Below are 19,378 nucleotides of genomic sequence, written 5' to 3'. Positions count from 1 at the left end.
ACATTTCTCTCATTCTGTCAAACCGGCGAGGGCGCGGCATGGCCGAGAATATCGACATTGCCCAAGCCGCCGCAGCGCGGCTCACGGAAGGCTCGGTGCTTGACCATCTCCCGATGCGGGATGAGGAGGGCCAGCTCCGTCACGAATTCGTCGAGGAGATCGCGCGCGCCATTCATGCCGCCGACCGGCCGCTGCTGTGCGAGGTGGTGGCGGAACTCCATGAGGCTGATCTCGGCGATTTGATCGCCGCCCTCGAACCCGAGGACCGCGTCACCCTCGTCGAGATCACCGGCACCGATTTCGACTTCTCGGCGCTCAACGAGGTCGACGACGCCGTCCGCGAGGAGATCCTCGAGGAGCTCGAGCCGGAGACGGTCGCCGAGGGCGTCCGCGAACTGGAGTCCGACGACGCCGTCCAACTGCTCGAAGGCCTCGACCAGGAGGACAAGGAAGAGATCCTCGAAAAGCTGCCGCCGGCCGAGCGCGAGCCGCTGGAGCGCAGCCTGCTTTACCCGGAAAATTCCGCAGGCCGGCGGATGAGCTCGGAGTTTATCGCAGTGCCGCCGGACTGGACCGTCGGCCAGACGATCGACTACATGCGAGATACCCCCGATCTGCCCGACCGCTTCTACGAGGTCTACGCGGTCGATGCCGAAAAGCACTGGCAAGGCGCGGTCTCGCTCGACACGCTGCTGCGGGCGCGCCGCCCTGTGCCGCTTGCCGACCTGATCGAGGAAGACCGCCGCCGCGTCTCCGTACTCGACGACCAGGAAGAGGTCGCGCGGATGTTCGGCAAGTATAATCTGGTCGCCGCTCCCGTCGTCGACACCACCAACCGGCTGGTCGGCGTCATCACCATCGACGACGTCGTCGACGTCATCGAGGAAGAGGCCGACGAGGATCTGAAGGCGCTGGGCGGCGTCACCAGCGACGAAGAATTGTCCGACAATGTCTGGACCATCGCACGCGGCCGCTTCAACTGGCTGCTCGTCAACCTCGCGACCGCGTTCCTGGCGTCCTCCGTGCTTGGCCTGTTCGAGGGCCAGCTCGAGAAGATGGTGGCGCTCGCCGTGCTGGCGCCGATCGTGGCGAGCCAGGGCGGTAACGCCGCGACCCAGACCATGACAGTGGCAGTGCGGGCGCTGGCGACCCGCGAGCTCGGTTCCAACAATGCGTTCCGCGTCGTCATGCGCGAGGCGATGGTCGGCCTCGTCAACGGGCTCGCCTTTGCCGTCATCACCGGCGTCGCCGCGGTGGCGTGGTTCAAGATCCCGGGCCTTGGCGTCGTGATCGGCCTCGCCATCATCTGCAACCTGGTGGCCGGCGCGCTCGGCGGCATCCTGATCCCGATGGTGCTGGACCGGGTGCGCGCCGATCCGGCGGTGGCGTCAGGGACCTTCGTCACAACCATCACCGACGTGGTCGGCTTTTTCTCGTTTCTCGGCATCGCCACGCTGTGGTTCGGGCTGAAGTAACATAGCGTTTTCAAGCTGCTGCCGGCGCGCGTGAAGAAAACGCGTCAGGCAAGCGCCTCATTTATCGTTAAGTGGACCTTAAGGCGCTTGGCCGATGATGGTGGCCCATGAGGTCAACATGCAGCGCTTGCGGCTGAAAGCGGATGGACGGATTGTCGAACTGCGGGACGGGCAGGAGTTCCCGCTCGCGCCCTCGATGCCCGGGCTCGCGCCGTCGATGCCCGGCCTCGCACTTGCGATGCCCGAGCCCGAGACCGGGTCTACGGTCCCCGCGTCGAACGAAACGGCGCCGCTCCCGGCGGTGCGCGATCTGCGCCGCCGCGCCCAACTGACCCAGCTCGAATTCGCGGCAAGGCTTGGCGTGCCCGTCGAAACCATCCGAAATTGGGAGCAGGGCAAGCGTGCGCCGCGGGGACCGGCGCGGGCGTTGCTCGCTGTGATCGCGCATTCGCCGGACACCGTTTTCGCAGCGCTGGCCACCGAGCCGTCGCCCGCTTAAGTCTCTGCGTTTGTCGCGTTTTCTTCACGCGAAGCCGAATTCGCTTAAGTCGCGAAACGCTATCTGTTGGCACGGCTGTTCCCGCAGCCCATAATGGGGCCGGTCCGCGGATACAACCAATGCTGTTTATCGAAGCAAATGGCGCAAAAATTCCGGCGATCGGGCTGGGCACCTGGGAATTGCGCGGGCGCGCCTGCGCGCGGATCGTCGAGCAGGCGCTGCGGCTCGGCTACCGCCACATCGACACCGCGCAGATGTACGACAACGAACGCGAGGTCGGCGAGGGGCTGCGTGCGGCGGGCGTGAAGCGCGATCAGGTTTTCCTCACCACCAAGATCTGGCCATCGCATTTCGCGCCCCATGATCTGGAGCGCTCCGCCAAGGAAAGCCTGGTGCGGCTGCGCCTGACCGAGGTCGATCTGTTGCTGCTGCACTGGCCAAATCCGCAGGTGCCGCTGGTGGAAACGCTGGGCGCGCTGGCACGGGTCAGGCAGCAGGGGCTCGCCCGCCATATCGGCGTATCCAATTTCACCGTGGCCCTGATCGAGGAGGCGGTGGCCGCTTGCCCCGAGCCGCTGGCTTGCGATCAGGTCGAGTACCACCCCTATCTCGACCAGGCCAAGGTGCGCGAAGCCTGCGCGCGTCACGGCATGGCACTGGTGGCCTACAGCCCCGTCGCCAAGGGCCGCATCAAGAGCGACCGCGCGCTGCAGCGGATCGGCGAGCGTTATCGCAAGACGGCGGCGCAGATCTGCCTGCGCTGGCTGGTGCAGCAGGGGGTGGCGGCTATACCGCGCACCTCGAAACTCGAGCGGCTCTCGGAGAACATCGAGATCTTCGATTTCGAGCTGTCCGAAGAGGACATGCAGCAGATATCCGACATGGGCAGCGCCGGCGGTCGGCTCACCGATTTCGGCTTCGCGCCGAAATGGGATTGAGGAGCTGCGCCACCGAACCTATGCTGACGGCAGGGGAATATCGAACATCGTTGCGATGCGATGGAGCTGCGGCGGATCATACCTTCTGAAATCACGGCGTCGGCGATCGCGCATGTATCGCTGCTGACGCTTCTGCTGCTGTTTTCGGAAGCGCATCCGTTCGGCGCGGTGACCGCCGAGCAAATTCCGGTCGAGATCGTGACGCCGCAGGATATTCCGGAGCAGCCGAAGCCGGTCGAACAGGCCGTCGCCGAGACCAAGCCCGAACCTGCGCCAACCCTCGATCTCCCGGTGCCGGACAGGACCGCTGCTGCCAGAACGCCGCCGCCGTCCGGACAGCTACAGCCGCAACCGCAGCGGCAGGCCGCGCTCGTGCGGCCGGACTCACAACCGGCGGCACCGGCCTACAAGCCGCCCGAGCCCGACATCTCGATCAAGTACCAAGTGCTGCTCGGCCTGCCGCCCGATCTTTCGCCGCTGCCGTCGGCCACCGCACCCGGGCGCAGCAAGGGCGACGACGATTTTGACGGGCCGGCGATCGAGGGCGCCAAGATCTCCAGCACGCTGATCGCGGAATTCCGGCGGCATCTCAAGACCTGCTCGAAGCTGCCGCCCTCGCTGTCGGAGGCCGACAACATCGAAGTCAAACTCCGCGTGCTGATGGCGCCGGACGGTAGGCTCGCCGCCGCTCCGGTCCCAATCGAAGGCAAGGCCTCGATGAAAGCTCTGTTGCTGATGCAGGAAGCAATCGGCGCGCTACAGGCCTGTCAGCCCTACGCCATGCTGCCGGTGGACCGCTACGGCGAATGGAAAGTGCTCGATCTCAGCTTCACGCCGCAGGATTTTGGCGCCTCCTAGCGCGTGATCATCCCGGCCTCGGGAGAGGTGGAGGTCGCTCTTTGAGGGCCAAATGGAACCACGATCGGCGAACCGGAAGCACCGGCCGGACGTTGATAATCGACCAAGAGACGCCGAGCCTTCGGCCGGCGGCAGCTCGCGGCCCATTCACTGGCGGGAGACGAGCATGACACTCATTTGGCTTGGTGTGCTTCTTGTTTTCGGCGGGATACTGCAGCTGGCGTTTCAGCCAATCTGGCATGGCCGGCTAAGCGGTAGAAAGCGACTTCGCGCCGGGCGACCCGGCGACACCCTGGAACCTGAAAGACCGGGTGGCGGCTTTGAGCTCAAATCGAACTGGCCCGGTCTTGCGCTGCTCGCGCTCGGGTCCGCTTTCCTGCTTGCCGGGGCCACTATCTGAATTTTGACACCGCGCCTAGCTCCCCATCGCCCGCCAGGCGTTGGAGGCGAACTGCCGCCGCCAGGTCACGATCACGACGAGCGCGGTCGTTAGCAGCAAAACCCAGGGGCTGACGAACCAGCCGAGATAGCCGAGCGCGAAGAAAAAGGCGCGCTGGCCGCGGTTGAAATGCCGGCCCGCCGCCTCGAACAGGCGCGTCGTGCGCATCACATGGGCTTCCGCTTCCGCGGTGTCGCGCTGCGACGAGGGCGGCATCGCGCCGAACAGGATCGCGACATAATTGAACAGGCGATACGACCAGGCGAATTTGAAGAAGGCATAGATGAAGATCAGGATCAGCCCGACGCATTTGATCTCCCACAGCGCAGGCGAGGGGGTGAGATCGACCGGCAGCTCACGAAGCACGGCCAGGGCATCGTTGGTCGCGCGCAACAGCGCAAGCCCGCCACCGATCGCGATCAGGCTGGTGGAGGCGAAGAAGGCGGTGCCGTTCTGCAGCGAGGCCATGATCTGCATGTCGACCATCCGCGCCTCGCGGTCGAGCATGTTTCGCACCCAGACCTCGCGGTAGCGGTTCATGCGCGCCGACAGGCTGTCGCGGCCATAGGCGGTGCGCTCGAGGGTGAAGCCGTAGACCAGCCACTCCACGACGAAGAAAGCGACGGCGGCGATATCGATCCAATAGGCGCCCATGTGTGGCGGCATCCCCGATGGTGGCTATGGCAATCGTGATGTACAGGTTGAACGCGTGCGGTGCACTATGGCAAGATGCCGGCTCCAACAGGATTTTTCCCGCAAATGTTGAAACTGGTCATCGGCAACAAGAACTACTCGTCATGGTCGATGCGGCCATGGCTGGCGCTGCGCGCCAACAACATCCCCTTCGAGGAAGTGTTCATCCCGCTCTATACCGACGACAAGGCGGACAAGGACCGGATCCTGAGCTTTTCGAAGGCGGGCAAGGTGCCGGCGCTGATCGACGGCGACCTCACGGTATGGGATTCGCTTTCGATCATCGAATATCTCGCCGAGAAATATCCGCAGGCGAAGCTGTGGCCCGAGGATCGCGCCCGCCGGGCGCATGCGCGTTCGATTTCGGCGGAGATGCATTCCGGCTTCATGCCGTTGCGCAATGAATGCGGCATGAACCTGCATCGTCCGGTCGGCGCCGTCGATCTGTCGGACGATGCGCGCGCCAATGTTGCGCGCGTCCAGGAGATCTGGGCCGATTGCAACAGCCGTTACGGCAAGGAAGGACCGTTTCTCTTCGGCGCGTTCAGCGGCGCGGACGCGATGTTCGCTCCTGTGGTGCATCGCTTTCGTACCTATGCGATCGAGGTGAAAGGCGATGCGCGGCATTATTTCGATGCCATGATGTCGCTGCCGGCGTTTCAGGAATGGACCCGCGCCGGCCTTGCCGAAACGCTCGTCATCGAACGGTTCGAGACGGTCTGATTTCGGTCGGGCCGGGGGCAGGGCGCCCGGCGCTCCGCGAAATTCGATCAATCTGCCGCCAACTGTCCGATAATGGGAAAGCCGGCCTTGACGCCGCGAGGCGGGTTTCCTCGAGGAACCCGCGGGATTGCAGGTTATCGCCCTGAAAAACATGCCGAATTGCGTATTGGCCATGCCTCGATGCCGCTGGCTTTTGGGCAGGCGGCTGTGCTAGGTTGCCGCAGGGTTCTCAAGTCGGCCGAAAGCTAGCGGGACCGTGAGCGCGGCCGGCGTTCTTGCGTAATGGAGAGGGCGTTGAAGCATAAGTACTCCGTTGGAGAGACTGTCTATTTTACTGCCAGCAACGTTGCCCGTCCGGCCGCCAGCGGCACCTATGAGGTGATCAGGCTGCTGCCGACCGATGGCGACGACTGTCAGTATCGCATCAAAAGCTCGACCGAAGCTTTCGAACGGGTAGCCAAGGAAAGCCAGCTCGCGATTTCCTGAAACAGTTGTGTGCAAGCAGCCGTTTGACGGGGTTCCATTCGAAGCGCCGTCAAAAGGCCCCGTTCGCAGAACCATTCTGCCGAAAAGCGAATGCGATAAAGACGCATTCGTCTTTCGATCGCGTTTGATGCTGCGTTGAGGGACATCGCACATGAACTGGGCATGGGCTGCGTCGCTGGATCAGATCTGGCACTCGCCGAACCTTCCATTGTACCTGACGCTGGCCACCGCCGGATTTGTCGGGATCATCGTTCTGATCACGCTGCTGCGCTCGGAGAGATCCGTGGCCAACGGCGTGCTGGCGTTGATCACGCTGCTCGCGATCGGCGTTGCGGGAGTCGTGACCTTCCGCGGCGTGGGCGCGGCCGGCCCAGTTCAGTCGGCGGAAGCGCCTCGTCCGGTCCTGACCGCGACCGCGGCATTGCCGCAACTTTCCTGCATCGACGAGCTGGCCGGTGATGCCGTCCTCGCCGCATGCGAGAAGGCGTTGTTCGGTTCGGCCGAGTCAGTGGCCGCGGCGGTGGGCTATGCGGCCTCGCAGATCACGCTATTGACCTCGCTCGGCGATGTCGCAACTGCCAACAAGGGCGCCGGCTCGGACTTGCAGGCGCTGCGCCGGGCCGTCGAGCGCGACCGCTACGGGCTGACGGCCTATGTGCTGACGGTTCGCGACCGCTGTACGCCCGCGGCCTGCCGCGCGTTCCGCTCGCTGACCGACACGCGCCAGATTGCGGCCAACATGGAGGAGCGCCTCTACGAAAACCTGATCATGCGCTACGCGGCATCGTGGAACGCGCCCACGCAGACGGCGGCCGGCATGATGGCGGCGCTACCGCCGTCCGTGCCGACAGGGAAGCCCACCAATGCCGAATTCCCGACCTCAGCCTCCACTCCGCCGGTCAGCATCATGAATCCCGAGCCGCCGGCGAAGCCGTCGCCGCCGGCTACTGCCGCGCCGGCATCGCCGGCCGCGCCGCGCCCAGCCGCGGCACCGCCGCCGGCACCATCGGCGTCACCCTCACCAGCGCTGGCCGCTGCCAAGAAGCCGCCAGCAGCGCCGCCGAAACGGCCGTCGACTGCGGCTCCGGTCCAGCTCGCGCCGTCGGGTTCGGGGACTGCCGACAATGAGCAGTGATCTCCACAGGGAGTGATCTTTTCAAAGCGCACACGGGCCGCTACATCGGCGGGATCATGCCGCTTCATCTCATCAAGCTTGCCGTTGGCTGCGAGTCGGTCAAAGAACTCAAAGGGTGGGTTGCCGAACGCATGGCGACTGCCAAGAAAAAGGGCCTGCCGCTTCGTCACGTCCACGTCACGCGGATGACGCCGAAGCGCGACGGCGAGATCCTCGCCGGCGGCTCGCTCTACTGGGTGATCAAGGGCGAAATCGCCGCGCGCGAAAAGATCATCGCCATAGAGCCGTTCCGCGACAAGGACGGTATCGGGCGGTGCCGCCTGGTGATGCAGCCCAAGGTGTTTGCGGTCTCGCCGCGGCCGATGCGCCCGTTCCAGGGCTGGCGCTATTTGACCGAGGACGCAGCGCCCCCGGACCTCACCAAATCCTCCGCCGCCAGCGTGGCCGCAATGCCGGAACCGATGCGTCGCGAATTACGCGATCTCGGGCTGCTCTGAGCAGTCGGTTTCTCTCGGCTTACACCCCGATGTTATCGATCAGGCGCGTCGTGCCGAGTTTTGCGGCAACGAGAATCCGCACTGGTCCTTCCTTGACCGACGCAATCCGCGCCAGCGTTGCGGCGTGCCGGGCCTCGAAATAGTCCAGCGCGAAGCCGGCGGCGGTGATCAGGTCGCGGCCGGCTGCCATCGCGGCCTCGAAATCCTCGCCGGCCTTCAGCCGCCTGGCGCTTTCCTTCATGGCGCGATGGAGCGTCGGCGCGGTCTGCCGTTCCTCCGCCGACAGGTAGACGTTGCGCGAGGACATCGCGAGCCCGTCGCGCTCGCGCACGGTGCGCGAGCCGATCACCTTGACGCCGAGGTCGAGATCGGCGGCCATCTGGGTCACCACCCGCAATTGCTGAAAATCCTTCTCGCCGAAGATCGCGACGTCCGGCCGGCATTGGGTGAACAGCTTGCCGACCACGGTAGCGACGCCGCCGAAGAAATGCGGCCGGAAACGATCCTCAAGGCCCGCGGTAGCCGGACCTTCCGGCACGATCCTGGTGGCGAAGCCTTCCGGGTACATCACCTTGACGTCCGGATTCCAGATCAGGTCGACCTTCTCGGCGGTCAGCCTGGCGAGGTCGGCCTTCCAGGTGCGCGGATACGAACCGAAATCTTCTGAAGGTGCGAATTGCGTCGGGTTGACGAAGATCGAGACGACGACTTTCTGGGCGCGTTGCTTGGCGAGCCGCACCAGCGACACATGCCCGTCATGGAGCGCACCCATGGTCGGCACCAGCGCGACGGCGGCCTTGCGGGCGCGCAACGCCTCGACGGCGCGGCGCAATGCAGGAACGGTACGGACGACCATGGGACTTCGCGACATCGGGCCTCGATCTCTTGCTGCTTGTGACGGGGTGAGGGAGCAGGCGGCGCCACGCCGTTTGGCGGGCGCGCCGACCTTATAAGGCCAGAGCTTTGCCGCCAAGGTTACTCGGGAATGGCAAGGCTACGGCAGCTCAACGCCAAAGTCGGACGCACGCGCCCGCCGGTTGAAAAGTCTCTGGACTGATCGCGGCACCGGAACGAAATCCGCACCATCGGGATTCATGATTAAGACACACCGCGAGTGATTTGAATGCGACGTCGCGCATTTCACTTGACGGGCAGTCGCGCGTGATTTGAAGATATCGTGCGGGGGTTGAGTCATGTTGCTTCAGGCGAGCCAAGGTCAGTTCGGGTCGGCGCATGTCGTCGTGCTCGGCAACGAGAAGGGCGGTTCCGGAAAATCCACCACCGCCCTGCACATTGCCGTTGCCCTGATGAAGGCCGGGCAGCGCGTCGCCACCATCGACCTCGACTGCCGCCAGAAGAGTTTCACCCGCTACATCGCCAACCGGAGCGCGTGGGCGCGCCGCACCGGTCTCGATCTCGAAATCCCGGTGCATTACTGCATCAAGCTCGGCGAGACGATGCAGATCGCCGACAATGAAAACTCCGAGTTCCAGCAGTTCGCCGAGGCGGTCGGCACGGTCGAGCGGGCCTTCGATTTCATCGTCATCGATACGCCGGGTTCGGACTCCTATCTGATGCGGTTGGCGCATTCGATGGCCGACACGCTGGTTACCCCGATCAACGACAGCTTCCTCGATTTCGACGTGCTCGGCACCGTCGATCCCGCCACCTATTCGGTGACCGGCGAGAGCCACTATGCGGAAATGGTCCGCGACACCAGGCGCAAGCGCCGGCAACTCGACGGCGCCAGCACCGACTGGATCGTGGTGCGAAATCGCCTGTCGATGATCGGCTCCCGCAACAAGCAGCTCGTCGCCGACAGCCTGAAGGACCTCTCGCTGCGGCTCGGTTTCCGTTCGATCGACGGGTTTGCCGAACGGGTGGTCTACCGCGAATTCTTTCCGCGCGGACTGACGGCCCTCGACGACATCGACGAGGCCACGCTCGGAACTCGACCCAGCATGGGCCATGTCACGGCGCGCGAGGAGGTGACCAGCCTGTTGCGCCAGCTCAAGCTGCCGCTCGACGAGCGAGGCCGCCGCCGAGCGGCCAACCGCGCTGAATGGTTCACCCAGGTCGACAAGCCGCTCGAAGTCCACGACATCATTGGCGACATCCTGAGCGCCTGACCGCCATCGGGGCCGGCTTGGCCTATCGCAGCTGGATGACCGTCATCCTGAACTGGCCGCTGTGGGCGGCGGCATGCGCGACCGCCTCGTTGGCGCGGTCGAGGCCGAACGCGGTGACCTCGAAATGATCGAGGCTGACGAGGCCTGAGCGGATCAGGCCGGCTATCAGGATCGCCGCATGCGGCGGGTACATCCATTGCCCCCGCAGGGTGATGCAGTTTCGCAGGGGTACGGCAGGTCGAGGCCGCCGCCGGCGAGCATGCCGACGCCGCCCATCAATACCACACGCCCATAAGGCCGCACCGCCATGACCGCGGTCCGTACTTGCACGGCATTGGCCGCGGGCGGGAGGATGTCGAGCACGCAGTCGATCGGACCGGGCGCCGCCTGCAGGATGCGCGCGCGATCGTCGGCTTCGTGGCCGCGCATAGGCACGGTCCGGACTCGGCTGCCGAACCGTCGCGTCAGATCGGCCAGCGCCTGCTCGTTGCGACCGGTCGCCACCACGCAGCTTGCGCCCATCCCCAACGCCACGGCGACGGCTGCGCTGCCGAAGCTGCCGGTCGCGCCGTTGACCAACGCGATCTCTCCGGCCTGGAATTGCGCAGCGAGGAAACCGCCGTAGGGCACGAGCAGGGTGCCGAGCGCGCACCAGCGCGCCGCATCCTTTTCATCGATGTCGCCGATCGGAACCGCGTTTTCCGTCGGCACGCGCATCTGTTCGGCCCAGGCGCCGTCATGGAAATACCGTTGCAGGTGTAGCCCGCCCTCGCTGCCGGCTGTGAGCCCCTGCAGGGCAATGTCGGGCGACATCGCATTGTCGCGAGAACGCACGGTCGGATCGCAGTAGACCCAATCGCCGGGACGAAGACGGGTCGCATCGGGGCCGATGGCGCGGATGCGGCCGATCGCACCGGGGCCGGGCACCATGGGCAGTTCCATCAGGTACTTTCGTTCGCCGCTGAGGACTTCGTTGGCATAGGCCAGCACGCGGCTCGCCATGACGTCGACGATGACCTCGCCGGTGCCGAGCGGCGGGTCGGCGAGGGTTTCGATCGCAAGCGGCGATCCGAGCGCATTGAGGACGGCAGCCTTCATGGAACCTCTTGATATCGTTTGACGCAGCATTCTCGCAGGCCCCAAAGTCTCAACAAGACCTGGTATTATCCTAGGATTATTGAACCCTCCTCAAAGGCGCGGCGCATGGCGGAAGCAGGTGCAAATTCCAGACAGAGCGAACTCGGCGACTTCCTGCGCTCGCGACGGCAGAAGCTGACGCCAAAGGCCGTGGGCCTCTCGGACGGCCGGCGGCGGCGCACACCCGGCCTACGGCGCGAGGAGGTGGCCGAACTCGCTGGCATCGGCGTCGACTGGTACATCCGCCTCGAACAGGGAAGATCCGTCAGCCCTTCGGCTGCGACGATCGACGCACTGGCGCGCGCGCTGCGGCTGACGAAGGCCGAGCATCGGCATCTGAAGGAGCTCACGCAAACTACCGACCGGCGCGCCTTCAGCCGCGAAACGGTGCCCCGGCGATCCGCCGCACGGTCGAGCAGCTCAACCTTCCGGCCTATGTTACCGGGAGGCGATGGGACGTTCTCTTCTGGAATGTGGCGGCGGACGAGATCTTTGCGTTCAGCCGGCTCGCAGAGGCCGATCGCAACAGCCTGTTGTCCGTGCTGACCAACCCCGCGACGCGGCGCTTGTTCGGCGCGTCATGGGCGGACGAGGCCCAGCGCATGGTCGCCCAATTCCGGGCGACGCATGACCTCTGGGCCGGCGATCCCGCCTTTCGCGACCTGCTGGCGCGTCTGCGGGAGGGCTGTTCGGAATTTGCCGGCTGGTGGGAAGCCCATGATGTCAGCGGCGTCGCGGCAGGACGGAAATCCTTGACCCATCCCAAGAAGGGCCGGCTCAAACTGGAGTATGCAAGCTTCCAGGCCAATGACGATCCGGCCCTGAAGCTCGTTATTTACACAACGGTCTAAGTCGCTGCCCTTGCCGGTACTTTTACACCTTCGGAGGTAACTGGTTCCCGCCAAGGAACAAACCGACCATTACCACGTTTTCACTAGACTTTTATCCAACCCTCGAACCAAAGGTTGACGGGAGGCAACGTAAGGAAAAGCGGTCAAATTTTTGGGAACTGGGCGGCTGCACAATGGATAGGTGCATCGCACAATGATCAGGCGGTCAGTACACAACATTTGGCCTTTATGTCACGCCATCGTGACATATATCATCAACAAGGGACCGAAAGAGTCTCAAACAGGGTTGGCCCTTAGCGGGGCGCGAGGACGAATATGAAACGTGGAATTCTCGTTCTGCTTTCACTCTCGGTGCTGGTCGCTGTCGCGTATTTTACCGCGAGCAAGTGGGCGATCCGGCATGAGACGATCGCGTTCCACGATCCCGACCGTGACAATCGCCTGGTGGCGGTCAACATCGCCGTCCGCCGCGACAAGGAAATGCAGGCCAATGCCGGCTTGATCAAGCTGCCGGTTGCGATCCTCAATCACGGCAATACCGTCAAGCATACCGAGTATTCATTCCTGTCGAACGTGTTCGCCTGGCGCGGCTACCTTTCGATCAGTCCGCAGCACGATCTGCCGACCGATCCGCCGATGGTAACCAAGGTCGGCGAGCTCTATGTCGGCCGTCTGCCGCAGATTCAGCGCGGCGTGGCCAACATCCATTTCGCCATCCACGAAATGAAGAAGGTCCAGCCCAACGCCGACTATGAAAAGGTGACGATGGTCGGGCATTCGATGGGCGGCGACATCTCGATGTATTTCGCCAAGCAGTATCCCGACGAGATCAAGAAGGTGGTGACGCTGGACAATCTGCGCGTCCCGTTCCTGACCGAAGGCAAGTTCAAGATCCTGTCGTTCCGCTCCAAGGATACGCAGTTCAAGCCGGACCCCGGCGTCGTGCCTGACGACGAACAGTGCGAGCAGGCCGGTATCACGGTGGTGAACACCGGCTTCCAGCATAACGACATGCGCGATACCGGGCCTGACGCAGCCAAGTCTTCGATCGAGAAAATGCTCGACAAGTTCCTGGACGAGTCGGACAAGAGTGCCGCGTTGAAGCCGGTGCCGACCAATGTACCGGACGTCCTCAGCAGCAGCCCGGGACCGGTGCCGCTCTCAACCCCGTTGGCCAGCAATTCGCCGCCGAGGAACAAGCCGGTTACGAACTAGACGACCGACCGCCACTGTGCATTTGCGGCTGCGTCACGAGCCGGCGCATTGACCGGCTATAGGCGCCATCCCACATAGAGCTTGCTGCTTATCCGCGAGCGCTTATGGCCGGCGAACCCATCAAACCGAAATCGGCAGGCGAAGTTGACTCGGCAAAGGCCGAGGCGCGCAAGGGCGGCCCGTTACCGGAGAAGCCATCGGCATCGGAAGACATTGCCGCCTTCGTGGCAAAGGCGCGCGCGATGTCGCCGCACCGTCCGGGCGCCAAGGGAAGGCTGGTATTTGCGCTCGACGCCACAATGAGCCGGCAGCCGACCTGGGACATGGCCTGCGCGCTGCAGGCCGACATGTTTCGCGAGGCGGCTTCGCTCGGCAGCCTCGATATCAGGCTGGTCTATTACCGCGGGTTCAACGAATGCCGCGCCACGGGATGGATCTCCGACTCCGCGCATTTGGCGCGCTTGATGAGCAAGATCGATTGCCAGGGGGGCAATACCCAGATCGGCAAGGTGCTGTCGGAGGCGCGGCGTGAGGCGGTGGCGTCCGCCGTGCGCGCGGTCGTGTTCGTCGGTGACGCCATGGAAGAGTCGGTCGACGATCTCTGCGCCAAGGCCGGCGAGCTCGGCCTGCTCAAGGTCCCCGTGTTCATGTTCCAGGAAGGCCACGACGCCACCGCCGAACAGGCGTTCCGCGAGATTGCGCGGCTCACCGGCGGGGCATGGTGCAAGTTCGATCCCGGCGCCGCGGCGCAGTTGCGCGAGCTCTTGCGCGCCGCCGCGGCCTACGCCGCCGGCGGTCGCGAAGCGCTGCTGCGGCTATCGAAGACCACCGGTGGCGCCGCCGCGCTGATCGGCCAGATCAAGTAATTACGACTTTGGTTGCCTGCGGGCCGAGCGCATGCTTTTCGGCGCCGGTGCCGCTATATTAGAGCCATGCCAACCCTGATTGCCGGCGTCGTCGCCGTTGTCGTTCTATATTTGCTGCTGCAGATGTTTCGCGCGGCCAACCCGGTCGTGCTTGCGCGCGTCATCAAAATCGCGGGCGGCGTGGTTGCGCTGGCGGTCGCGGCCTACACCGGCCTGCGTGGCGAGCTTGCCGTTGCCATTCCGCTCGGCATCTTCGGCGCCGGCCTGCTCGGCTGGTCGCCGTTCGGACCGGGCGGCTTCAGCAATATCGGCGGGATTTTCGGCGGTGGCGGACAGCGGTCGTCAGGCCAGGCCTCGCGCGTCCGTTCGCAGTTTATCGAGATGACTCTCGATCACGACAGCGGCGAATTGTCAGGACGGATCGTGGACGGGCCGAACGCCGGCCGCTCGCTTCACGAATTCGACCTGCCGCAGTTGATCGCGATGATGGCGGCCTTCGACGCCGAGAGCGTTGCCTTACTTGAAAGCTATCTTGACCGCCGGTTTCCCGCTTGGCGTCAGAACGCGCAAGGCGATACGGCAGGGGGGCAGCGTCGCGCGGCGGCGAGCGGAAAAATGACGGACGAGGAAGCCTATCAGATCCTTGGCCTGCAGCCGGGGGCGGGGCGCGACGACATCAGCCGGGCGCATCGCGCCCTGATGAAGAAACTGCATCCCGATCAGGGGGGCTCGACGTACCTCGCTGCCCGCGTAAACGAGGCCAAGGATACTCTTCTTCGCACGCATCTCTAGTTAACTCCGGCTCACGCCACCGACGCTACAAACCGAGAGTTGCCTGCCTGCCATTCTCTGACTGACGCCCCGCATCGCCCGCCGTTGTCCGGCGTGGTCGATCATTCCTTGCAGGGAAACTTAACCGTAAATTCTTGACGAGAGGTTTTCGCGGAAAGCATTGGGCCTGATCGTGCAAGAGCCCGTGCGACTGTGCTGCGAAAACAACAAAGCCGGCGCTTGCGGCGCCGGCTTTGCGACTTCAATGAAGCGCACCGTTCAGTTGCGAACGGTCATGCAGGAAATGTCGGCGCGCTTGAGGGTCTTGCACACCGCTTCGGCCTGATCGCGATCGAGGCCGGCGAAGCGGGCGCGGTAGAGCGTGCGGTTGTCCTTGGCCACGACCGTTTCCGTAAAGGGATCGGCCTTGCTGAGCAGGGCGCTGGCCTTGGTGCGGGCGAGATCGATCCGCTGCTTGGCTTCGCTTTCGCTTTCGAGCGCGCCGACCTGGACGATCCAGCCGGTGCGAACCACCGCGGGCGCGGCCGGCTTGACGGCGTCGTTCTGTTGCACGGTCTGCTGCTGGACACGGGGCGCGGGATCGGCATAGGCCATCGTCTGCGCATGGGAGCCCTGCGACGGGGGCTGTGTCAGGCTGGAGGCGGGCAATACGCCGAGCACGCCGTTGCCGGTGCCGTGGCCGGCCGGCTGCTGCGGCATGGCTGCCCTGAGAGCTTCCTTGGCAGCTTCGACCTTGCTCTCCGCGGCCTTGGCGACGACGGCGCTGGAGGTCTCGGCGACTTCGGGGTGGGCCGGGATGGCGTTGGTGACCGGCGGCGCGGCGGGCTGCGAGGGGCCGGCGGAGGCCAGCTTCATCGGCCCGGCCTTGACCTGAACGGTCTTGACCTTGACCGGCTTCATCGGCTCGGCCGAGCCGGGGATCGCCGATATCTGCTGGGTCTGGATCACACCGCTGGTCAACGGTGCGGGTTCGGGCCTGGCTTGCTGCTCGAATTTGTTCGCTTCGACCTTGGCGGCCGGCGAGGGCAGGGCCGCAGCGGCGGCCGCCATCAGCGACGGCTTGGCCGGCGCGATCGAGCGGGTCGTTTGCATGGCTGCGAGCCCCGGCTCGGCGGCGGCGAAGGCGGGCTGCGCCGCTTCGGTCGGACGCGAGGCGGTGTCGGCTTCGGCTACGTCGACGTCAGCCGGGTTGCGTTCGCTGATCGCGGCGACGGTACGCTTGGTCGCGCCTTTCTCCAGGTTCTCGGCCAGCAGATTGCGCATGGTGGCGTCGCGCGAGCCGCCGCTGCGGCCGCCCAGCACCACGCCGATCAGGTGGCGGTTGCCCCGGCGCATCGAGCTGACGAGGTTGAAGCCGGAAGCGCGGGTGTAGCCGGTCTTGATGCCGTCGACGCCCTCGACGTTGCCGAGCAGGCGATTGTGATTGCGGATCGACTGTCCCCGATAATTGAATACCGAGGTCGCGAAGTAGCGGTAGTAGCGCGGGAAGCGGTCCTGGATGGCGCGGCCGAGGGTGGCCTGATCGCGCGCGGTGGTCAGTTGCTCGTCATTGGGCAGGCCGGACGCGTTGCGATAGGTGGTCTTGCTCATGCCGAGCGCGCGCGCCTTGCGCGTCATCAGCCTGGCGAATTCGGCTTCATCGCCGGCTATGGCTTCGGCGACGACGACGGCAGCGTCGTTGGCAGAACGTGTCACCAGGCCCTTGATGGCATCCTCGACCCTCAGCGTCTGGCCTGGCTTTAGGCCGAGCTTGGTGGGAGCCTGCTCGGAGGCGTGCTCGGACACGTCCATTTCGGTGTCGAGCTTCATTTTGCCGGACTCCAGCCGCTCGAACAGCAGATAGAGTGTCATGATCTTGGTCAGTGACGCCGGGCGGCGGATACCGTCGGGATTGTTGGAACTGAGCACCGCACCGGAATTGCCGTCGACGATGATCGAGGAGAATTGCGGGCTGTAGCTTTCCCGCACGACGTGGTGGCGGCGGTGCTTGTAGCGGCGCGCTTCGGCGCTCTCGCTCGAGATCAGTATTGCTGTCGTGAAGGTAATGAGTCCGAGGGCGCACACCCGCAAAGCGCGCGAGGAAGCCAAGGTTGTACGAAGCATTTACTTCCCCGTCCCAATTTCTGTCTTGATCACCGGCTCGTGAGGCGAAATTGTGCCCACCAACCGCTGACGCTCTCCCGTTCGAAGTACCGATCCGGCCATGACGCGCGGCTGGAGCGGCCGATCAGGTCGCTGTTCTAGCTAAGATGCTGTTCACAAACAGCTTTCAGGCTGTGTGTCGGAAGACGAACAAGTCCAGGAATCAGGTTAGGCCGGGCGGGTTTCCAAAAGATTAATTAACCGTTGCGTAAGACCCTGAGTTTTTGCGCTAATTCGCCATATTTGTGCGTCGCACAATATTCCTTGACTTTATTGTGCAGTGCACATATGTAGAGAGGGGTCAGGGAGCCGGGCCTCCCGGCAATCGGTTTGCACCTGCAGTCTGGGAAAGGACTCCATGATGGTTAAGGTTGAAGACATTCAGAATTACGGCAAAGAGCATCTCGAATCGGTTGCCGCTTCCGCGAGCAACCTGCAGAGCGGCGTTCAGGCGATCGCGACCGCCTATGGCGACTACGCCAAGAAGTCGTTCGAAGACACCAAGTCGTTCGTCGAAAAGCTTTCCGGCGTGAAGTCGCTGGACAAGGCGATCGAAGCGCAGACCGAATACGCGCGCTCGTCCTACGAGACCTTCGTCGCGGAATCGCAGAAGATCGCGGGCCTCTACACCGATCTCGCCAAGCAGACCTTCAAGCCCTACGAAGGCCTGGTCGCGAAGTTCAACCCGGCTTCGCACTAATCCGTTCGCGACTTCGCGCTTCGACAACAAAAAAGCCCGGCCGTTTCGGCCGGGCTTTTTCTTGGCGGCGCTTCTCGAGACCTATCGATAGACGCGCAGCTTCGAGAGCGAGGTTCCGATCGCGGTGAAAGCCGTCGCGATCTGGCTCGAGGACGTCACGGTGGAGAACTTATCGTCACCGCTGGCGCAATACTTCAGAACTGCCGAAGTCGGATCGTTATCGGTGTTGACGTGCATTGTGTAAATGACGATGCCCTGAGCCTTGATGTTGTCGCACTGGGTGCGCTGACGGGCGTCGATCGCGCCGTTGAACTGCTGTTGGCCATTGCCATGTGACGGCCAGCGATCCTGGGTGTTCAGACCGTCGGACATCACGATCAGCACCTTTTTATAGGTATAGTTGGAATCTTCCGCCGGTGCGAAGAGCGGCGCGTTCTGAGTGAGCGATTGCCATCCCCAGGCGATCCCGATCGTCTGGTTGGTACCGCCGTTCGGAACAAGCGTGTCGATTTTCGCCTTCAGGGCGGTGAAATCATAGGTAAGGGGCATCAGTTGCGCCGGGCATGCGTTGTACTGCTCGGCGTAAAACTGCGTGGACGGAAGCGACGTGTTGGAGGTCGGCGTGGTGTTCGTCTTGTCGTAGTTCTCGTCGCGGTCCGTCACGCAACCATTCCAGGTGTTGTGGTTCCTGGGCGTCCAGGTCCTCCAGTTGCTGGCCAGACAGGAGCTTTTTGTCGTGTAGTCGTTATTGCTACAGGTACCGTTTACCGCCTCCCAGTCGGTCCAGTTGATCCAGCTCGCGTTGTAATTGCTGGCGCCGACGTTGACGTCCTTGGCGAATGGAATGAGCGAAATGTAGATGTCGCCGGGGTTTTTGGCGAGCGCGGCGATCTGGTCGATCAGCGCCTTGGCGGCCGGCTTCATCGCGGTCATCTTGCCGTCGTACTGCATGGATCCCGTCACGTCGAGCGCCAGCGCGACCCGCATCCTGACGTTGCCCCAGACCGAGGTCGAACTGGTTTTGAAATCCATGGTCGGGAAGCCCACCACCCGCATGAAACCGGTGTCTATGGAGCCGGAGCCGTTGATCAGGATGGTCGAGCCGTTGCCGGTGTTCTGCGTATAGGTCGCGTTGATCGAGATCGATTTGGCTTCATTGTTGGTGTAAAGCGCCTTGAAATATGCGTCTGCTTTCGTCGCGATCTGGGAAGCGGTGATCGTGCCCTCAGTCAGGTCCTTGCCCAGCATCAGGGCGGTCGAATCGAGCGCGGCCTGCATCGAGGAGCGGGCACTGTTGGCGCGGGTGTAGTCGACCGCCGCGCCGACGAAACTGATGATCGGGATGACCGCGATCCCGAACAGGATCGCGATGTTGCCGTCGTTGGCGCCGGCGAACCGGCGTGCAGCCGTGCGAATGCGACGGATTACGACTGTATTGAGCATGGCCTCACCGCAAATGTGGTTTCTACCGGGCATTTCCGCCCGAGCCGCTGAACAGGCGGTAAACCGGTTCCGCAAAAAACGGGTCAAAGCCCGCGCACTGCCGGAGCGGCCTCCAAAACAGCCCGGTATCGTCAACGGCGGCTAAACGGCCAGCACGATCCTTTGTCAAATTCGGCAGAAACGATTAACCTTGGTCCGGATAGCCGAGCCGGGAATCGGGCCGGCCGCGGGTCGCACCAGGGCAGCATCTATGCGCTTGCGGCGATCCGGCGGTGGACCCATATTCCAGATGCCGATCCTGGCTCACGCCAGAGCCGACCGCCAGTCGGTCTGGACGCGCTTTCCAGTCACCCCTTTTGG

At 63.8% G+C, this 19,378-nt stretch carries 17 protein-coding genes and 2 pseudogenes; 14 read left to right on the top strand and 5 right to left on the bottom strand.

Annotated elements, in window-relative coordinates:
- The first annotated feature begins 38 nt into the window (after positions 1–38).
- From mgtE to ACH79_RS35680, 4 genes are all read left to right on the top strand, one after another.
- Entirely contained in the window at positions 39–1,475 is a 1,437-nt protein-coding gene (mgtE, locus tag ACH79_RS35695) for a magnesium transporter (RefSeq protein WP_161855117.1), read from the top strand.
- 118 nt (positions 1,476–1,593) lie between these two features.
- Positions 1,594–1,974, top strand: coding sequence for a DNA-binding transcriptional regulator (locus tag ACH79_RS35690; protein ID WP_161856731.1), 381 nt, complete (start codon positions 1,594–1,596; stop codon positions 1,972–1,974).
- A 119-nt stretch (positions 1,975–2,093) separates the two neighbouring features.
- Positions 2,094–2,912 carry an aldo/keto reductase gene (locus tag ACH79_RS35685; RefSeq protein ID WP_161855116.1) on the top strand — a complete coding sequence of 273 codons (819 nt, stop codon included), beginning with the start codon at positions 2,094–2,096 and terminating at the stop codon, positions 2,910–2,912.
- A 60-nt stretch (positions 2,913–2,972) separates the two neighbouring features.
- A complete protein-coding gene (locus ACH79_RS35680; protein WP_161855115.1) occupies positions 2,973–3,770 on the top strand; it encodes a hypothetical protein in 798 nt (265 codons plus the stop codon).
- A gap of 415 nt (positions 3,771–4,185) precedes the next feature.
- On the opposite strand, the gene ACH79_RS35675 is transcribed toward ACH79_RS35680, so the two are convergent.
- A complete protein-coding gene (locus tag ACH79_RS35675; protein ID WP_161855114.1) occupies positions 4,186–4,863 on the bottom strand; it encodes a DUF599 domain-containing protein in 678 nt (225 codons plus the stop codon).
- A gap of 105 nt (positions 4,864–4,968) precedes the next feature.
- Between ACH79_RS35675 and ACH79_RS35670 the strand changes: the two genes are divergently transcribed.
- The 4 genes from ACH79_RS35670 (at position 4,969) to ACH79_RS35655 (ending at position 7,743) form a co-directional block, all read left to right on the top strand.
- Positions 4,969–5,625, top strand: a complete 657-nt coding sequence (locus ACH79_RS35670) for a glutathione S-transferase family protein (RefSeq protein ID WP_161855113.1) — start codon at positions 4,969–4,971, stop codon at positions 5,623–5,625.
- Positions 5,626–5,907: 282 nt separating this feature from the next.
- The gene (locus ACH79_RS35665) at positions 5,908–6,111 is read left to right on the top strand and encodes a hypothetical protein (protein WP_108517906.1); all 204 of its coding nucleotides are present in this window, start codon (positions 5,908–5,910) and stop codon (positions 6,109–6,111) included.
- Between the two features lie 151 nt (positions 6,112–6,262).
- A complete protein-coding gene (locus ACH79_RS35660; protein ID WP_161855112.1) occupies positions 6,263–7,246 on the top strand; it encodes a hypothetical protein in 984 nt (327 codons plus the stop codon).
- 56 nt (positions 7,247–7,302) lie between these two features.
- On the top strand, positions 7,303–7,743 hold the full coding sequence (locus ACH79_RS35655; protein ID WP_057856784.1) for a DUF1489 family protein: 441 nt from the start codon (positions 7,303–7,305) through the stop codon (positions 7,741–7,743).
- Positions 7,744–7,762: 19 nt separating this feature from the next.
- Here the strand turns inward: ACH79_RS35655 and panC are convergent, their stop codons facing one another.
- The gene (panC, locus tag ACH79_RS35650; RefSeq protein ID WP_161855111.1) at positions 7,763–8,614 is read right to left on the bottom strand and encodes a pantoate--beta-alanine ligase; all 852 of its coding nucleotides are present in this window, start codon (positions 8,612–8,614) and stop codon (positions 7,763–7,765) included.
- Positions 8,615–8,936: 322 nt separating this feature from the next.
- Here panC and ACH79_RS35645 point away from each other — a divergent pair, with 322 nt between their 5' ends.
- Positions 8,937–9,872, top strand: coding sequence for a division plane positioning ATPase MipZ (locus ACH79_RS35645; protein WP_161855110.1), 936 nt, complete (start codon positions 8,937–8,939; stop codon positions 9,870–9,872).
- A gap of 22 nt (positions 9,873–9,894) precedes the next feature.
- On the opposite strand, the pseudogene ACH79_RS35640 reads toward ACH79_RS35645, so the two are convergent.
- Positions 9,895–10,970 (bottom strand): annotated as a pseudogene (locus ACH79_RS35640) (alcohol dehydrogenase catalytic domain-containing protein).
- Between the two features lie 105 nt (positions 10,971–11,075).
- Between ACH79_RS35640 and ACH79_RS35635 the strand changes: the two are divergent.
- The 4 genes and pseudogenes from ACH79_RS35635 to ACH79_RS35620 all read left to right on the top strand — a co-directional run bounded on the left by ACH79_RS35635 (position 11,076) and on the right by ACH79_RS35620 (position 14,733).
- Positions 11,076–11,860: pseudogene (locus ACH79_RS35635) on the top strand (helix-turn-helix transcriptional regulator).
- Positions 11,861–12,175: 315 nt separating this feature from the next.
- Positions 12,176–13,075: an alpha/beta fold hydrolase gene (locus tag ACH79_RS35630; protein ID WP_161855109.1), complete on the top strand. Its 900-nt coding sequence runs from the start codon at positions 12,176–12,178 to the stop codon at positions 13,073–13,075.
- 104 nt (positions 13,076–13,179) lie between these two features.
- Entirely contained in the window at positions 13,180–13,941 is a 762-nt protein-coding gene (locus ACH79_RS35625; protein WP_161855108.1) for a VWA domain-containing protein, read from the top strand.
- Positions 13,942–14,007: 66 nt separating this feature from the next.
- Complete coding sequence (locus ACH79_RS35620; RefSeq protein WP_161855107.1) at positions 14,008–14,733, top strand: DnaJ domain-containing protein; 726 nt, start codon at positions 14,008–14,010, stop codon at positions 14,731–14,733.
- 258 nt (positions 14,734–14,991) lie between these two features.
- Here ACH79_RS35620 and ACH79_RS35615 read toward each other — a convergent pair whose 3' ends face one another.
- Positions 14,992–16,836, bottom strand: coding sequence for a serine hydrolase (locus ACH79_RS35615; RefSeq protein ID WP_161855106.1), 1,845 nt, complete (start codon positions 16,834–16,836; stop codon positions 14,992–14,994).
- Between the two features lie 400 nt (positions 16,837–17,236).
- On the opposite strand from ACH79_RS35615, the gene ACH79_RS35610 reads away from it, so the two are divergent.
- Entirely contained in the window at positions 17,237–17,575 is a 339-nt protein-coding gene (locus ACH79_RS35610; RefSeq protein ID WP_161856730.1) for a phasin family protein, read from the top strand.
- Positions 17,576–17,656: 81 nt separating this feature from the next.
- Here ACH79_RS35610 and ACH79_RS35605 read toward each other — a convergent pair whose 3' ends face one another.
- Positions 17,657–19,018 (bottom strand): pilus assembly protein, encoded by a 1,362-nt coding sequence (locus ACH79_RS35605; RefSeq protein WP_161855105.1) that lies wholly within the window; start codon positions 19,016–19,018, stop codon positions 17,657–17,659.
- Positions 19,019–19,378 lie beyond the last annotated feature (360 nt).

The organism is Bradyrhizobium sp. CCBAU 051011, from assembly GCF_009930815.1.
Classification (GTDB): Bacteria; Pseudomonadota; Alphaproteobacteria; order Rhizobiales; family Xanthobacteraceae; genus Bradyrhizobium.
The sequence above is the reverse complement of the archived record's forward strand: the minus strand, read 5'-3'. Positions and strand labels throughout refer to the sequence as shown.

Bases quoted from the DNA above. Each gene is read 5' to 3' on its own strand.
- mgtE (WP_161855117.1), top strand. From the start codon at position 39: ATGGCCGAGAATATCGACATTGCCCAAGCCGCCGCAGCGCGGCTCACG.
- ACH79_RS35690 (WP_161856731.1), top strand. From the start codon at position 1,594: ATGCAGCGCTTGCGGCTGAAAGCGGATGGACGGATTGTCGAACTGCGG.
- ACH79_RS35685 (WP_161855116.1), top strand. From the start codon at position 2,094: ATGCTGTTTATCGAAGCAAATGGCGCAAAAATTCCGGCGATCGGGCTG.
- ACH79_RS35680 (WP_161855115.1), top strand. From the start codon at position 2,973: ATGGAGCTGCGGCGGATCATACCTTCTGAAATCACGGCGTCGGCGATC.
- ACH79_RS35675 (WP_161855114.1), bottom strand. From the start codon at position 4,863: ATGGGCGCCTATTGGATCGATATCGCCGCCGTCGCTTTCTTCGTCGTG.
- ACH79_RS35670 (WP_161855113.1), top strand. From the start codon at position 4,969: ATGTTGAAACTGGTCATCGGCAACAAGAACTACTCGTCATGGTCGATG.
- ACH79_RS35665 (WP_108517906.1), top strand. From the start codon at position 5,908: ATGGAGAGGGCGTTGAAGCATAAGTACTCCGTTGGAGAGACTGTCTAT.
- ACH79_RS35660 (WP_161855112.1), top strand. From the start codon at position 6,263: ATGAACTGGGCATGGGCTGCGTCGCTGGATCAGATCTGGCACTCGCCG.
- ACH79_RS35655 (WP_057856784.1), top strand. From the start codon at position 7,303: ATGCCGCTTCATCTCATCAAGCTTGCCGTTGGCTGCGAGTCGGTCAAA.
- panC (WP_161855111.1), bottom strand. From the start codon at position 8,614: ATGTCGCGAAGTCCCATGGTCGTCCGTACCGTTCCTGCATTGCGCCGC.
- ACH79_RS35645 (WP_161855110.1), top strand. From the start codon at position 8,937: ATGTTGCTTCAGGCGAGCCAAGGTCAGTTCGGGTCGGCGCATGTCGTC.
- ACH79_RS35630 (WP_161855109.1), top strand. From the start codon at position 12,176: ATGAAACGTGGAATTCTCGTTCTGCTTTCACTCTCGGTGCTGGTCGCT.
- ACH79_RS35625 (WP_161855108.1), top strand. From the start codon at position 13,180: ATGGCCGGCGAACCCATCAAACCGAAATCGGCAGGCGAAGTTGACTCG.
- ACH79_RS35620 (WP_161855107.1), top strand. From the start codon at position 14,008: ATGCCAACCCTGATTGCCGGCGTCGTCGCCGTTGTCGTTCTATATTTG.
- ACH79_RS35615 (WP_161855106.1), bottom strand. From the start codon at position 16,836: ATGCTTCGTACAACCTTGGCTTCCTCGCGCGCTTTGCGGGTGTGCGCC.
- ACH79_RS35610 (WP_161856730.1), top strand. From the start codon at position 17,237: ATGGTTAAGGTTGAAGACATTCAGAATTACGGCAAAGAGCATCTCGAA.
- ACH79_RS35605 (WP_161855105.1), bottom strand. From the start codon at position 19,018: ATGCTCAATACAGTCGTAATCCGTCGCATTCGCACGGCTGCACGCCGG.